Source organism: Demequina soli (assembly GCF_000971195.1).
GTDB classification, from domain to species: domain Bacteria; phylum Actinomycetota; class Actinomycetes; order Actinomycetales; family Demequinaceae; genus Demequina; species Demequina soli.
In genome coordinates, this window is record NZ_BBLZ01000003.1 from 172,015 (window position 1) to 185,814 (window position 13,800).

The 13,800-nt window shown below is 74.4% G+C and carries 15 protein-coding genes; 10 read left to right on the forward strand and 5 right to left on the reverse strand.

What is annotated here, in order from left to right; translation table 11 throughout:
- The first annotated feature begins 21 nt into the window (after window positions 1-21).
- The 7 genes from AOM04_RS07345 to AOM04_RS07375 all read left to right on the forward strand — a co-directional run bounded on the left by AOM04_RS07345 (window position 22) and on the right by AOM04_RS07375 (window position 6,004).
- Window positions 22-1,335, forward strand: coding sequence for a lyase family protein (locus tag AOM04_RS07345; protein ID WP_062464129.1), 1,314 nt, complete (start codon window positions 22-24; stop codon window positions 1,333-1,335).
- The gene (locus AOM04_RS07350; RefSeq protein WP_062464130.1) at window positions 1,332-2,099 is read left to right on the forward strand and encodes an alpha/beta fold hydrolase; all 768 of its coding nucleotides are present in this window, start codon (window positions 1,332-1,334) and stop codon (window positions 2,097-2,099) included. Before AOM04_RS07345 ends, AOM04_RS07350 begins: the two co-directional genes overlap by 4 nt.
- Window positions 2,096-2,494: a 4-carboxymuconolactone decarboxylase gene (pcaC, locus tag AOM04_RS07355; RefSeq protein ID WP_062464131.1), complete on the forward strand. Its 399-nt coding sequence runs from the start codon at window positions 2,096-2,098 to the stop codon at window positions 2,492-2,494. Before AOM04_RS07350 ends, pcaC begins: the two co-directional genes overlap by 4 nt.
- A gap of 100 nt (window positions 2,495-2,594) precedes the next feature.
- A complete protein-coding gene (locus tag AOM04_RS07360) occupies window positions 2,595-3,359 on the forward strand; it encodes a 3-oxoacid CoA-transferase subunit A (protein WP_062464132.1) in 765 nt (254 codons plus the stop codon).
- A complete protein-coding gene (locus AOM04_RS07365; RefSeq protein WP_062464133.1) occupies window positions 3,356-4,024 on the forward strand; it encodes a 3-oxoacid CoA-transferase subunit B in 669 nt (222 codons plus the stop codon). The genes AOM04_RS07360 and AOM04_RS07365 overlap by 4 nt, the downstream gene beginning before the upstream one ends.
- Before the next feature lies 1 nt (window position 4,025).
- Entirely contained in the window at window positions 4,026-5,201 is a 1,176-nt protein-coding gene (locus AOM04_RS07370; RefSeq protein WP_062464134.1) for a thiolase family protein, read from the forward strand.
- Window positions 5,198-6,004, forward strand: coding sequence for an IclR family transcriptional regulator domain-containing protein (locus AOM04_RS07375; RefSeq protein WP_062464135.1), 807 nt, complete (start codon window positions 5,198-5,200; stop codon window positions 6,002-6,004). The genes AOM04_RS07370 and AOM04_RS07375 overlap by 4 nt, the downstream gene beginning before the upstream one ends.
- 18 nt (window positions 6,005-6,022) lie before the next feature.
- On the opposite strand, the gene AOM04_RS14525 is transcribed toward AOM04_RS07375, so the two are convergent.
- Together AOM04_RS14525 and AOM04_RS14530 are read right to left on the reverse strand one after the other, a co-directional pair.
- Window positions 6,023-6,757, reverse strand: a complete 735-nt coding sequence (locus tag AOM04_RS14525) for a glycoside hydrolase family 30 protein (RefSeq protein ID WP_156160653.1) — start codon at window positions 6,755-6,757, stop codon at window positions 6,023-6,025.
- Between the two features lie 24 nt (window positions 6,758-6,781).
- The gene (locus tag AOM04_RS14530; RefSeq protein ID WP_156160654.1) at window positions 6,782-7,402 is read right to left on the reverse strand and encodes a glycoside hydrolase; all 621 of its coding nucleotides are present in this window, start codon (window positions 7,400-7,402) and stop codon (window positions 6,782-6,784) included.
- A gap of 108 nt (window positions 7,403-7,510) precedes the next feature.
- On the opposite strand from AOM04_RS14530, the gene AOM04_RS07385 reads away from it, so the two are divergent.
- Entirely contained in the window at window positions 7,511-8,284 is a 774-nt protein-coding gene (locus AOM04_RS07385; protein WP_062464136.1) for a YaaA family protein, read from the forward strand.
- Between the two features lie 138 nt (window positions 8,285-8,422).
- Here the strand turns inward: AOM04_RS07385 and AOM04_RS07390 are convergent, their stop codons facing one another.
- The 3 genes from AOM04_RS07390 to AOM04_RS07400 form a co-directional block, all read right to left on the reverse strand.
- A complete protein-coding gene (locus AOM04_RS07390) occupies window positions 8,423-9,208 on the reverse strand; it encodes an SDR family NAD(P)-dependent oxidoreductase (protein ID WP_062464137.1) in 786 nt (261 codons plus the stop codon).
- A 111-nt stretch (window positions 9,209-9,319) separates the two neighbouring features.
- Window positions 9,320-10,210: a helix-turn-helix transcriptional regulator gene (locus AOM04_RS07395; RefSeq protein ID WP_062464138.1), complete on the reverse strand. Its 891-nt coding sequence runs from the start codon at window positions 10,208-10,210 to the stop codon at window positions 9,320-9,322.
- A 124-nt stretch (window positions 10,211-10,334) separates the two neighbouring features.
- Window positions 10,335-11,642 carry a GmrSD restriction endonuclease domain-containing protein gene (locus AOM04_RS07400; RefSeq protein WP_228373659.1) on the reverse strand — a complete coding sequence of 436 codons (1,308 nt, stop codon included), beginning with the start codon at window positions 11,640-11,642 and terminating at the stop codon, window positions 10,335-10,337.
- A gap of 218 nt (window positions 11,643-11,860) precedes the next feature.
- Between AOM04_RS07400 and AOM04_RS07405 the strand changes: the two genes are divergently transcribed.
- Window positions 11,861-12,736 (forward strand): aldo/keto reductase, encoded by an 876-nt coding sequence (locus AOM04_RS07405; protein WP_062464139.1) that lies wholly within the window; start codon window positions 11,861-11,863, stop codon window positions 12,734-12,736.
- 44 nt (window positions 12,737-12,780) lie between these two features.
- On the forward strand, window positions 12,781-13,752 hold the full coding sequence (locus tag AOM04_RS07410; RefSeq protein ID WP_062464140.1) for an aldo/keto reductase: 972 nt from the start codon (window positions 12,781-12,783) through the stop codon (window positions 13,750-13,752).
- Window positions 13,753-13,800 lie beyond the last annotated feature (48 nt).

Here is a 13,800-nt window from a genome sequence, read left to right on the forward strand (position 1 = left end):
CTGTCGCCGGTCACCGCCGGCATGGACGGCGCGGTCACCGACGCCGCGGTGCTCGACGCGCTCGTGGCGGCCGAGGCGGCGCTCACCCGCGCCTACGGCACGCTGGGCGCCGCGCCGCGCGCGCAGGTCGACGCGGTGTGCGCCGCCCTGGGATGGGTGGGCGCGGGCTCGCCCGCCGCCGGGCACGGCATCGCGCCCGCCGAGGTCGCGGCCGCCGCCGTCGCGGGCGGCAACCCCGTGATCCCCCTCGTCGCGCTGCTCCAGGCGCGCGTCCCGGACGATGCGCGGGCCTGGGTCCACCGCGGCGCCACCAGCCAGGACATCCTCGACTCCGCGCTCATGCTCGTCGCGCGGCGCGCCGCGCTCGAGACCGCCGCGACGCTGCGCCGCACGGGCATGGCCCTCGCGGGCTTCGCCGAGGCGAACCGGGACGAGGTGGCCGCCGCCCGCACCCTCACCCAGCACGCGGTGCCCACGACGCTGGGGCTGCGCGCGGCCGCGTGGCTGCGCGGGATCGAGCGCGCCGCCGCGCGCGTCGAGGAGGCCGCGCTCGCGCTGCCCGCCCAGCTCGGCGGCGCGGCCGGCACGCTCGCGTCGTTCGTCGAGATCCTGGGTGCGGAGGACGCGTCGCGCCTGCCGGTCGCGTTCGCGGACGAGCTCGCGCTGTCCGCGCCGCCCGCCCCGTGGCACACCACCCGCTGGCCCGTCACCGAGCTCGGCGACGCGCTCGTCCAGGCGCTCGACGCGTGCGGGGTCCTCGCCGCGGACGTCGCGACCGCCGCCCGCACCGAGGTCGGCGAGCTGACCGAGGGCTCGCGCGGCGCATCGTCCGCGATGCCGCAGAAGAGCAACCCGACCGCGGCGGTCCTGGTGCGCTCGGCCGCGCTGCGCGCTCCGATGCTCGGCGCCACGCTGCACGCCGCCTCGGCGTCCGCGTGCGACGAGCGCCCCGACGGCGCGTGGCACGCGGAATGGCCGGCCCTGCGCGAGCTGCTGCGGCTCGCGCTCGGCGCGACCGCCCACGCCGCCGCGCTCGCCGAGGGCCTCACCGTCGACCACGCGGCCGTCGCGCGCAACGTCGAGGCGACCCGCGGGCTGCTCGTCGCGGAACGCCTGTCGCTCGTGCTCGCCCCGCTGCTCGGCCGCGACGCCGTCGCGCGCATCGTCGCCGCGGCCGCCGCGGGAGGGGACCTCGCCAACCTCGTGCGCGACGCCCTGCCGCCGGACGCGGGCGTCGACGCCGACGCCCTGCTGGACCCCGCCGCCTACACCGGCCTCGCGGCGCGGCTTGTGGACGCCGCCGTGACCCGCTCGCACCGAGAGGGGGACGCATGACCGCGCCGTCGATCGCCCTCGCGCCCGCCGCCGGACCGGCGGACGCGCCCACACTCGTGCTCGGGCCCTCGCTGGGCACCTCGACGCTCCTGTGGGAGGCGGCGCTGCCCGCGCTCGCCACGCGCTTCCGCGTCCTCGCGTGGGACCTGCCCGGCCACGGCGCGGGCCCCGTCGCGCGCGCGCCCTTCACCGTCGGCGACCTCGCCGACACGGTGGCCGATGCGGTGGCGGGCCCCTTCCTGTACGCGGGCGTCTCGCTCGGCGGCGCCGTGGGCCTCGAGCTGCTGCTGCGCCACCCGGACCGGGTGACGGCCGCGGCGATCGTCGCGTCGGGCGCGCGCATCGGCGACGAGCAGGGCTGGCGGGACCGCGCCGCGCAGGTGCGCGCCCAGTCGACGTCGACGCTGATCGTCCCGTCGGCGCAACGCTGGTTCGCCCCCGCCACCATGGCGGCCCGCCCCCACCTCACGGGCCGGATGCTGCACGTCCTCCAGGACGCCGACGACGAGAGCTACGCGCTGTGCTGCGACGCGCTCGCCGCATTCGACGTCCGCGACCGCCTCGGCTCCATCGAGGCGCCGGTGCTCGCGGCGTGGGGCGAGCTCGACGCGGTGACGCCCGAGGCCTCCGCACGGCTGATCGCCGAGGGCGTCGCGCGCGGCACCGCCGCCGGCATCGCGGGCGCCTCGCACCTGCCCCCGGTGGACGCCCCCGCCGCGACCGCCACGCTGCTCGCCGACTTCCTTGAGAGGACCACACCATGACCACGGAGCCGTCCCCGACCGACGCCGACCGCCGCGCCCGGGGCATGGAGGTGCGCCGCGCCGTCCTGTCCGACGCCCACGTGGACCGTGCCATCGCCGGCACCACGCCGCTGACCGCCGACTTCCAGGACCTCATCACGCGCTACGCGTGGGGCGACGTCTGGTCGCGTCCCGGGCTCGACCGCCGGTCCCGCTCCGTCGCGGTGCTGACAGCGCTCATCGCGCTGGGCCACCACGAGGAGCTCGCGCTGCACCTGCGCGCCGCGCTGCGCAACGGCCTGACGGTCGACGAGATCCGCGAGGTCATCCTCCAGTCCGCGATCTACTGCGGCGTGCCGGCCGCCAACACGGCGTTCCGCATCGCGTCCGAGGTACTCGGGGACGCGGAGGCCTGATCGGGGGCCGGTGCGCGTCCGGCCGATCGCGCCTACAGTGGGACCAGATAACGAACACATGTTCGCCTAGCGAACAGCGTTCGGGAGAGAAGGATCGCCGATGATCGACAAGACCGTCCCCGACACCGCCCGCGCCGTCGCGGGCATCGCCGACGGCTCCACCGTGCTGGTGGGCGGCTTCGGCCGCGCAGGCCAGCCCGTCGAGCTGATCGACGCGCTCATCGCCCAGGGCGCGCGCGACCTCACCATCGTGAGCAACAACGCCGGCAACGGCGACGTCGGGCTCGCCGCGCTGCTCGCGAAGGGGCGCGTGCGCAAGATGATCTGCTCGTTCCCGCGCCAGCACGACTCGTGGGTGTTCGACCGCCTCTACCGCGCCGGCGAGGTCGAGCTCGAGCTGGTCCCGCAGGGCAACCTCGCCGAGCGCATCCGGGCCGCGGGCGCGGGCATCGGCGCCTTCTACTCCCCCACGGGCGTGGGCACGCAGCTCGCCGAGGGCAAGGAGACCCGCACCATCGACGGCCGAGACTACGTGCTCGAGCACCCGATCCGGGCCGACGTCGCCCTGGTCAGCGCCCTCGCGGGCGACCGCTGGGGCAACCTCGTCTACCGCGAGACCGCCCGGAACTTCGGGCCCGTCATGGCGACCGCGGCGACCACGACCGTGGTCCAGGTGGACCGCATCGTCCCCCTCGGGTCGCTCGACCCGGAGGCCGTGGCGACGCCCGGCATCTTCGTCGACCGCGTGGTCGCCGTCGGCGAGCGCCGGTGGCTCGACGCGGGCGCGTTCGTCGGCGGCGTCGACGTCGACGGCAACCCCCTGGCCGCGACCGCGGCCGACGCCCCCGAAGGAGCCCACCGGTGACCACCCGCATCTCGCGTGACGCCCTCGCGGCGCGCATCGCCGCCGATATCCCCGAGGGCTCGTACGTCAACCTCGGCATCGGCGCCCCGACGCTCGTCGCGAACTTCCTGCCCGCCGACCAGGAGATCATCCTCCACACGGAGAACGGGCTGCTGGGCATGGGCCCCGCCCCCGCCGCGGACGCCGTGGACCCCGACCTCATCAACGCCGGCAAGCAGGCCGTCACGGCACTCGAGGGCGCCGCCTACTTCCACCACGCCGACTCGTTCGGGATGATGCGCGGCGGGCACCTCGACGTGTGCGTGCTCGGCGCGTTCCAGGTCTCGCAGCACGGCGACCTCGCGAACTGGTCCACGGGCGCGCCCGGCGCGATCCCCGCGGTCGGCGGGGCGATGGACCTCGCGATCGGCGCCAGGTCCGTGTACGTGATGACCGACCTGCTCACCCGGACCGGCGAGCCCAAGATCGTCGCCGCGTGCACCTACCCGCTCACCGGGGTGCGCTGCGTGACCCGCGTCTACACCGACCACGCGGTGCTGGACGTCACGCCCGACGGCCTCGCGGTGCGCGAGACGTTCGGCGACACCACGGTCGCGTGGCTCGCGGAGGTCACCGGGCTGACCCTGCTCGACGCGACCGGGACCGACGCCTCGGAGGTGGCCTGACATGCCCGCATCGTTCATCTACGACGCCGTCCGCACGCCGTTCGGCAAGGGGGGCGGCGCCCTCGCCGGCGTCCGGCCCGACGACCTGGCGGCGCTCGTGATGCGCGCCACCGTCGAGCGCACCGGGATCGACCCGGCGCGGATCGACGACGTGATCTTCGGCGACGCGAACCAGGCCGGCGAGGACAACCGGGACGTCGCCCGCTTCGGGGCGCTGCTCGCGGGCTTCCCCACCTCGGTCACCGGCACCACCGTCAACCGCCTGTGCGCCTCCTCGGTCGAGTCCGTCATCCAGGCGTCGCGCGCGATCGAGGCGGGCGACGCCGACATCGTCCTCGCGGGCGGCGTGGAGTCCATGAGCCGCGCGCCGTTCGTCGTCGAGAAGTCCTCGCGGCCGTTCCCCGCGGTGGGCAACCAGACGCTGTGGAACACGTCGATCGGGTGGCGGATGGTCAACCCCGCCCTGCCCCAGCACTGGACCATCTCCAACGGCGAGTCCGCGGAGAGGATCGCCCGGGCATGGGGCATCTCCAGGGAGGCTCAGGACGAGTTCTCCGTGCGGTCGCACCGGCTCGCCGCGCGGGCGTGGTCGGACGGCACCTACGACGCCGAGGTGGTGGCGGTGCCCGGGGTCGACCTCGCGCGCGACGAGGGCATCCGGGACGACACGTCCGTCGAGCGCCTCGCCGCGCTCCGACCCCTGTTCGCCGACGACGGGCTCGGGTCGGTGACCGCCGGCAACTCCTCCTCCATCAACGACGGCGCGTCCGCCGTGCTCGTGGCCGCCGAGGGCGCCGTGCCCGGCGAGCCGCTCGCGCGGATCGCGGGACGCGCGGCGCACGGCGTCGACCCCGACGACTTCCCCATCGCGCCGATCGAGGCCGCACACAAGGCCCTGGCCCGCGCCGGCCGCACGTGGGCCGACGTCGACGTCGTCGAGCTCAACGAGGCGTTCGCCTCCCAGGCGCTCGCGTGCCTCCAGGGCTGGCCGGAGCTGGACCCGGACCGGGTCAACATCCACGGCGGCGCGATCGCGATGGGCCATCCGCTCGGCGCGTCCGGGGGCCGCATCATCGGGCACGCGGCGCACCAGCTGGCGCGGCGCGGCGGTGGCGTCGCGGTGGCCGCGATCTGCATCGGCGTGGGCCAGGGCCTCGCCGTGGTGCTCGAGCGATGACGCTCGCGGCGGACGATGCGCGGGCCGGGTCGGGCGCGGGCGCGATTGCGGGCGACACCGTCCAGTCGCTCGTGCGGGGCATCGCGGTGATCCGCGCGTTCGACGGCGCGCACCCGACGCTCACGCTCAGCGAGGTCGCGGCACGCGCCGACATCCCCCGCGCCGCGGCGGGCCGGTTCCTGCGCACGCTCGAGCAGCTCGGCTACGTCCGCGCCGACGCCCGGCGCTTCACGCTCACCCCGCGCGTCCTCGAGCTCGGGTTCGGCTACCTGTCGGCCCTCACGGTGCCCGAGGTGCTGCAGCCCCACCTCGAGGCGCTCTCCCGCGACGTCGACGAGTCCGTGTCCGCGGCCGTGCTCGACGGCACGGGCATCGTGTACGTCGGCCGGGCCCCCACGCGGCGGATCATGAGCGTCGCGATCGCGGTCGGCACCCGCTTCCCCGCGTACGCGACGAGCATGGGGCGAGTCCTGCTGGCCGCGCTGCCCGCCGCAGAGCGCGACGCCGTCATCGCCGCGACCGACCTCGCGCCCCTCACCGCGCGCACCCTCGTGGACCCGGGCGAGCTGCGCGCCGAGCTCGCGCGCGTGGCGGACCAGGGCTACGCGGTCGTCGACGGGGAGCTCGAGGACGGCGTGCGTTCAGTGGCGGTGCCCGTGCACGGCCGCGCGGGAGACGTGGTCGCCGCGGTCAACGTGTCCGCGAGCGCGGCCCGCACCACGCTGGAGCGGCTGCGCCGCGAGCACCTGCCGCGCCTCGTCGAGGCCGCGCGCGGCGCAGAACGCGACCTGCGGCTGCGCTGAGCCGACGCGGGGGGCGCCTCAGCCGGCGTCCACCACGAACGTGCTGAGCGAGTCCGCGGGCAGCTCCGCCTCGAACGCCGCGCCGTCGACCAGGAAGGTCATCGTCATGGGCTCGGCCAGGGGGTTCTGCGCGACGATCACGGTGGTCCCGTCAGGGTTGCGGAACGCCAGCTGATCGGTGTGGCCGGTGTAGGACAGCGTCGGGATCACCCGTGCGCCGCGCGCCACGAACCCCGACACGTGCCGCAGCACGTGGAACTCGTGCGTGAAGCGGTGCGTGCCGGTCTCCGGGTCGACCACCACGAGCGAGTTCTGCGCCCACCCCCAGCGGCTGACGCCGCCCTCGAGCAGGGCCATGTTCCAGTACATGTACGCGCTCGCGCCGTGCGAGAAGAAGTGCCGCATGAGCGCCCACGCGTGACGCGCGAGGCGCCAGTCGTTGAGGCCGTCGCCGCACTCCTGCTCGGTCTGATAGATCGGCAGATCCGGGTGGTCGTGGTGCACGTGCGGCACCGCTCCCCTGCCCGCCCACTGGGCGCCCACGCCGCGCACCCACGCCGCCGCGGCCGGGTCGGTGAGGACGCGGGTGACCAGCGCATCGTCCGCCCGCTCGAGGGTGCCCAGGAACACGTCGACGCCGCGCGCGTCCATCTCGGGGCCCAGGTGCACGAGGAACCGCGCGATGCCCTCGGGGGTCCAGGTGCACGACGGGAAGGGCTGCGCGGAGTTGAACTCGTTCTGCGGCATCACCATGCCGATCGGGATGCCCTCGGCGGCTTACGCGTCGACGAAGCGCCCGAAGTAGCGGGCGTACGCGGCGAGCACCGGCTCCTCGAGCCGCATCATGTCGGTGCCCTCCGCGCCCACCTGGTCGGGGCGGATGCCGTTGTCGACCATCCCCGCGAGCCCGTTCGGCAGCGCCGCGGCGTAGTGGCCGTTGACCTTCATCCACGAGGGCGGGCTCCACGGCGACGCCCACAGCCGCAGGTCCGGCCGGTGCGCCTGCGCGGCGCGGATGAACGGGATGAGCGTGTCGCGGTCGTGCGCGATGGAGAAGCCCTCGAGCGCGAGGTCGTCCGGCGTCTCGTCGTACGAGTACCAGTCGCGCGAGAAGTCGTTCGCGCCCACCGGCATGCGGCACAGCGACAGGTCGAGTCCGGCGCCGGGCGCGAACAGGGCGCGCAGCACCTCCTCGCGCGCGTCGGGCGCGAGGAGCGCGAGCGCATCCCAGCCCATCTCGTTGAACGAGGCGCCGAAGCCCTCGACGGCCTGCTGCGGCCGCTCCGTCTCGACGATCACGGAGGGCATCGCGGTCAGCGGCCCGAGCGCGACCGTGCCGCGCTCCTGGAAGGGGGACGATGCGGTGGTGCAGGTCCACGCGGCGGTGCGGGCGGTCATGGGTGTCCTCGGTGGTGTGTGCGGCTACCCACGATCCTGCCAGGTGCGATCACGGCGTCATGACCACCGTCGCACGGGACCGGCCCACGCACCGCCTACCCTTGTCGCGTGCTGATCCTGCTCCCGCCCTCCGAGGGCAAGACCGCCCCCGCCGCCGGCTCCCCCGTCGACCTGACGGCGCTGTCGCACCCGGGCCTCGAGGCGCACCGCAGGCGCGTGGGCGACGCGCTCGCGAAGGTCAGCGGCCAGCGCAACGCGATGGACGTCCTTGGGGTCGGCGCATCCCTCACCGCGGAGGTCGAGCGCAACCGGACCGTGTGGGACAACCCGGCCGCCGCATCGTCCACCGTGTACACGGGCGTGCTCTACGACGCCTCCGGCATGGCCGACTGGGACGCCGCGACGCTCGACAAGGCCGCGCAGAGCGTGCGGATCGTGTCGGCGCTATGGGGCGCCGTGTCCCCCGCCGACCGGATCCCCGCCTACCGCCTGTCGATGGGCACCTCGCTGGGCCGCCTCGGCGGGCTCGGCGCGTACTGGAGGAAGGCGCTGCCGGCGGAGCTCGACGCGCTCGCCGACGGCGGCCTCGTGATCGACTGCCGCAGCGCGTCCTACGTGGCCGCCTACCGGCCGTCGGACGCGCCCTGGGTCGCGGTGTCGGTGCAGCGCGAGCTGAACGGCAGGCGTGCGGTGGTGAGCCACATGGCCAAGCACACGCGCGGCCTGCTCGCCTCGCACCTGGTACGCGCCGATGCGCGCCCCGAGACCGCCGCCGACCTCGCCGACGCCGCGGCCGGGATGATCGGCGAGGCGCTCGTGGACGTGACCCTCGCACCCAAGGCGAAGGGGCCCGACGAGCTCACGCTCGTCATCGCGGGCTGAGCCCGCTCAGGACCGCGAGCCGGGTCGCAACCGGCGTATGGACCGACCCTCGGGCCCCGGCTACAGGCACGACGCACCGCGACCGGCCATGCGTACGCCGGTTGCGCGCGCGGCGGCGGGCGTTGGTGCCGCGCGGGCTCAGGTGAGCGAGTACCCGCCGTCGACGGGGATGGTCGCGCCGGTGATGAACGCGCTGGTCATGAGGAACAGGTAGGCGCGCGCGACCTCGCGGATGTCCGCGGTGCGGCCGAGCGGGATGAGCGCCTCCATGCGGTGGCGCATCTCGACCACCGCGGCGTCGGAGTGGTGGCGCCACAGCGGCGTCTGGGTCCACGTGGGCGCGACGGCGTTGACGCGCACCCTGGGCGCGAGCGCGAGCGCCAGCTCCCGCACGAGCTCCTGGATCTCGTCGTTGCCCTCGACCGCGCCGTGGCCGTCGTGCTCGCCGGGGTGGCGCGTCGCGCCGGCGGTGAGGGTGAGGGAGCCGCCGTCGCGGACGCTGCCGGCGATCGCGTCGACGAGCGCGCGGTTGTCGGCGACCTTGCGCTCGGCGACCTCGCGGACCGCGGCGTCATCGTCCTCGCGGACGTGGTCGCCCAGGCGTCCGCCGAGCGTCGACACCACGTGGTCGACCGTCCCGGCCGCCTCGACCAGCCGCGCGCGGCCCGCGTCGGTGGTGACGTCGAACGCGAGCGCGCTGGCCTTGCCGTGCCCGAGCGCGCCCGCCTCCTGCGCGGTGGCGTGCGACTTCGAGGGGTCGAGCCCCACGACGACGACGTCCGCGCCCGCCAGGGACGCGTCGAGCGCGACCTGCCGGCCGAAGCCCGACGACCCGCCGACCACGAGCACGCGCCGCCCCTGCAGGGAGTGCGGCGCGACGATCGGATCCTCGTAGCTGGACGGTGGCACGGTGACGGCATGCATCGCGGCTCCTCTCGGTTCCTCATCGGGAACGTTTGGGACCCCGTGACGGCTTCCAATGACAGATGTGACGGGTGGGACGCGAGTCCCACCCGTCACATCTGTCATTGGGAATCAGCGCCGGGCGGCTCCGCTCACGTCCGCGAGCAGGCCCGCCGCCTCGCGGTCGTCGGCCCAGTGCTGGATGAGCGCGAGCTTGTCGGCGGTCACCGTCCCCGGCACGACGGCGTAGACGAGCAGCGTGAGGTCGGGGTCCGACGGCAGCGTCATCCCCTCGAACTCGAGGTCGAGCAGTCCGACCGCCGGGTGCTGCAGCCGCTTCGCACCCGACCGGTGGAACTTCACGTCGTGACGCGCCCACAGCTCGCGGAAGGTCAGCGACCGTGTCGACAGCTCGCCGATCAGCTGCGTGAGCGCCTTGTCGTTGGGCCGCCGCCCGGCCTCCATGCGCAGCAAAGCGGTGACGTCCGCGGCGGCCTGGTCCCAGTCCACGAAGAACTCGCTCGCACCCTCGTCCAGGAACACGAACCGCGCCGTGTTGGTGGGCCGCTCGGGGCTGTCGAGCAGCGGCGCGTACAGCGCGCGCGACGCCCTGTTATGCGCGAGGTGATCCAGGCGCCCGTTGCGCACCCACGCGGGCGCCGTGATCGAGTCGAGGATCGCCTGCACCGTGGGCCGCACGGTCCCGGTGGGGCGGCGTCCGACCGCTCGGGACGATGCGGGACCCGCCGCCCGCGCCAGATCGAACAGGTGGTCGCGCTCCGCCTCGTCCAGCTGGAGCGCGTTCGCGAGGGCGTCGAGCACCGACTCGGAGGCACCTGAGAGGTTCCCCCGCTCGAGACGCACGTAGTAGTCGACCGAGACGCCCGCGAGCATCGCGACCTCCTCGCGGCGCAGCCCGGGGACGCGCCGGTTGCCGCCGTACGCGGGCAGCCCCGCCTGGTCGGGCGTGATGCGGGCCCGACGCGTGCGCAGGAACTCGGTCACCTCGGGGTTGGGCGTCATGCGTCCACCGTAGGACGCGACTCCCGCGCGAGGGAGGGACGGGCGTGCCCCCTCACGCGCGACGTGAACCGCGAGCCCCGAGGACTCCACGCGTCCCACCCGTCACAGCTGTCATTGGAAGTCGCTACTCGCAGCCGATCCCGTCGCCGTCGCGGTCGAACTTGGTCTCCCAGCCCGGGTCGCCCGCGCGGATGGGGTCCGCGCCTGCCGCGCGCACGGCGTCACAGTTCTGGTAGTAGACGTCCGCGGCCGGCGCCTCGGTGCTCTGCGCGGGCGTCGAGGTCTTCGTGGGCGTCGAGGTCTTGGCCGGCGCGGGCGCCTCGGTGGCGTGCACGTCCACGGGCGCGCCGCCGTCGGGCAGGGTCAGCCTCGGGCAGCTCGACAGGACGCGGCGCATCGCGTCGGCCTCGGCGGAGGTGACCCACAGGTCGTACTTGGCCTTCACCGCGACCTGGCGGGCGACGTACTGGCACCGGAACTGCTTGTTCGGCGGCAGCCACGTGGCGGTGTCGCCGTCGCCCTTGGCGCCGTTGGTGGGGCCGTCGACGGCGAGGAGGTTGAGCGGGTCGTTGGCGAACTGCTCGCGCGTCGCGGACGACCACTTCTGAGCACCCTTCTGCCACGCGTCGGACAGCGCCACCACGTGGTCGATCTGCACCTTGGTCGACGTGCCGGAGCCGCGCTGGAAGTCGATGAACGTGGCGGTGTACGGGTCCGCGAGGCGCCCGGTCAGCACCGTGCAGCCGTCGGAGTCGACTGTCGTCCGCGTGAGGTCGCGCGCGAGGATGTCGTTGCGCGCGTCGCAGCCGTTGCCGTCGGGGTCCGCCCAGTGCTCGAAGAGGTCGCGGTCGTAGCCCGTCGTGGGGGCGCGGCCCTTGACGGTGAGCGTGTCCACCGCCGCCAGCGCGGTCCCGTCCGTCGCGGACGGCGTCTCGGTGGCCGTGGGCGTCGGGGAGGCGGACGATGCGGCGGTCGCCGACGGCGACGCGCTCGCCGAGGGCGACGCGGACGGGCTGGCCGACGGCGAGGTGCTCGGCGCGGCCGCGGACGGCGACGGGCTCGCCGGCGCGGAGGCGGACGCGGTCGGCTCGGCGCGGACGGCGGCCTCGGTCGAGTCGACCGGGACGCTCGACCCGATGCCGAGCATCCCGATGACGAACGCCGCGGTCGCGATGCCGAGCACGCGCGCGTTCGCACCCCGCGACGGGGCCGGGGCGCGCCGGCCGAGCACCGCGAGCGGGCCCTGCCGCGGCGACGCGACGCCGACAAGGAGCCATCCCAGGCCCACGACCATGAGCACGACCAGCAACACCTGCAGCCCCGTCGGCGCATTGTGCAGCACCAGCGCCGCCGCGAGCCCGGCGAGCGCGATCTGCACCCAGGCGCGCCGCCACCAGACCTTGCGGGCGCGCGCGGATGGCTTCCTCGTCATGCTGTTCCCCCAGCGATGTAGTGATCCGCGCCGAGGGTAGTGCACCCTGCGCGGCCCGCGTGGGACCCCCGTCCTCCGCCCCGTCGGGACGCTCAGTCCTCCATCTCGCGCCCGTGCGCGGGTTTCGGGACGCTCAGTCCTCCTCGGCCCGGCTCGAGCGCGATCCGGGTAACGCCAGTCCCTCCCACTCGCCTGGCTCCCGGCATAGCGTCGGAGCCATGGACACCATCACCCTCAACAACGGCATCACGATGCCCGCCCTCGGCTACGGCGTGTTCCAGACCCCGCCCGACGCGACCGCGACCGCGGTCGCCGAGGCCCTGCGCGTGGGCTACCGGCACATCGACACCGCCGCGGCCTACTTCAACGAGGCGGGCGTCGGCGCCGCGATCGCCGCGTCCGACCTTCCCCGCGACGACCTCTTCATCGAGACCAAGGTGTGGGTCAGCGACTACGGCTACGACGAGACGCTTCACGCCTTCGACAAGGCGTCCGCGAAGCTCGGCCTCGACACGCTCGACCTGCTGATCCTCCACCAGCCCGCGCCCTCGCGCTGGGAGAGGACCCTGGCCGCCTACCGGGCCCTGGAGACCCTCTACGAGGACGGCAAGGTCCGCGCGATCGGCGTGTCCAACTTCATGACCGACCACCTGGCGCGCCTGCTCGACGTGGCCCAGGTGGTCCCCGCGGTCAACCAGATCGAGGTCCACCCCTACTTCCAGCAGGGGGCGGTCCAGGAGGCCGACACCGCGGCCGGCATCGTCAACCAGGCCTGGTCGCCCATCGGCGGCATCACGTTCTACCGGGGCGAGGGCCGCTCGACCCTCGCGGACCCGACCATCGGCGAGATTGCCGCGGCGCACGGGAGGACAGCCGCCCAGGTCATGCTCCGCTGGCACCTCCAGGAGGGCCGCCAGGTGATCCCGAAGTCCGTCACGCCGAGCCGCATCGCCGAGAACTTCGACGTCTTCGGCTTCACGCTCGCGCCTGAGGAGCTCGCCGCGATCGACGCCCTCGACACCGGCGTGCGCGGCGGCCCGGAGCCCGACGCCATCCGCGACGAGCTCTTCGACCGCCCCATCCCCGAGGCCTGACCACCCACCCGACCACCGCATCGTCCCCTCTGAAGGAGCACACCATGAGGCACACGCGTCTCGGAGCATCCGGGCTGCGCATCCCGCGCCTCGCGCTCGGCACCATGACCTACGGCGACCCGTCCTCGCAGGTGCCCGCGTGGGGCGCCTTCGGTTGGGACGATGCGGCGGCCTACTACCGCCAGGCCGTCGAGCTCGGCATCACGTTCTGGGACACCGCGAACGTGTACAGCGAGGGAGCGAGCGAGGAGCTCACCGGGCGGGCGATCCGGGAGTTCAGCACGCGCGAGCAGATCGTGCTCGCGACGAAGCTCCACTTCCGGATGCACGACGGTCCTGGCGGCCAGGGCCTGTCCCGGAAGGCCGTGATGGAGCAGATCGACGCGTCGCTGAGGCGCCTGGGCACCGACTACGTGGATCTCTACCAGATCCACCGCTTCGACCCCACGACGCCCATCGAGGAGACCATGGAGGCGCTCCACGACGTGGTGAAGGCAGGCAAGGCCAGGTACATCGGCGCGTCGGCGATGCACGCGTGGCAGTTCGCGACGATGCAGCACGCCGCCGACCTGGGCGGCTGGACGCGCTTCGTGTCGATGCAGGACCAGTACAGCCTCATCTACCGCGAGGAGGAGCGGGAGATGATGGGCCTGCTCGCACACCAGGGCGTCGGCGCGATCCCATACTCGCCGCTCGCGAAGGGCCGCGTCGCGCGGCCGTGGGCGACGCAGACCACGCGCGGCGGCAACGACCCGGTCGCGGACGCGACGTTCATCGACGCGGATCGCGGGGTCGTGGACGCGGTCGAGCGCATCGCAGGCGAGCGCGGCGTGCCGATGGCGCAGGTCGCGCTCGCGTGGGTGCTGCGCAACCCGGTGGTGTCGGCGCCGATCGTCGGCGCGACCAAGCCGCACCACCTCCCCGACGCGGTCGCGGCGCTGGATCTCGAGCTCACACCCGAGGAGGTCACGGCGCTCGAGGAGCACTACACACCCCGCGAACCCAAGGGCTTCTGACCGCTCCGATTCCCAATGACAGATGTGGCGGGTGGGACGGCCGTCCCA

Coding starts and splice junctions, on each gene's coding strand:
- AOM04_RS07345 (WP_062464129.1), top strand. CDS start 22: ATGGACGGCGCGGTCACCGACGCCGCGGTGCTCGACGCGCTCGTGGCG.
- AOM04_RS07350 (WP_062464130.1), top strand. CDS start 1,332: ATGACCGCGCCGTCGATCGCCCTCGCGCCCGCCGCCGGACCGGCGGAC.
- pcaC (WP_062464131.1), top strand. CDS start 2,096: ATGACCACGGAGCCGTCCCCGACCGACGCCGACCGCCGCGCCCGGGGC.
- AOM04_RS07360 (WP_062464132.1), top strand. CDS start 2,595: ATGATCGACAAGACCGTCCCCGACACCGCCCGCGCCGTCGCGGGCATC.
- AOM04_RS07370 (WP_062464134.1), top strand. CDS start 4,026: ATGCCCGCATCGTTCATCTACGACGCCGTCCGCACGCCGTTCGGCAAG.
- AOM04_RS07375 (WP_062464135.1), top strand. CDS start 5,198: ATGACGCTCGCGGCGGACGATGCGCGGGCCGGGTCGGGCGCGGGCGCG.
- AOM04_RS14525 (WP_156160653.1), bottom strand. CDS start 6,757: ATGGTGATGCCGCAGAACGAGTTCAACTCCGCGCAGCCCTTCCCGTCG.
- AOM04_RS14530 (WP_156160654.1), bottom strand. CDS start 7,402: ATGACCGCCCGCACCGCCGCGTGGACCTGCACCACCGCATCGTCCCCC.
- AOM04_RS07390 (WP_062464137.1), bottom strand. CDS start 9,208: ATGCATGCCGTCACCGTGCCACCGTCCAGCTACGAGGATCCGATCGTC.
- AOM04_RS07395 (WP_062464138.1), bottom strand. CDS start 10,210: ATGACGCCCAACCCCGAGGTGACCGAGTTCCTGCGCACGCGTCGGGCC.
- AOM04_RS07400 (WP_228373659.1), bottom strand. CDS start 11,642: ATGACGAGGAAGCCATCCGCGCGCGCCCGCAAGGTCTGGTGGCGGCGC.
- AOM04_RS07405 (WP_062464139.1), top strand. CDS start 11,861: ATGGACACCATCACCCTCAACAACGGCATCACGATGCCCGCCCTCGGC.
- AOM04_RS07410 (WP_062464140.1), top strand. CDS start 12,781: ATGAGGCACACGCGTCTCGGAGCATCCGGGCTGCGCATCCCGCGCCTC.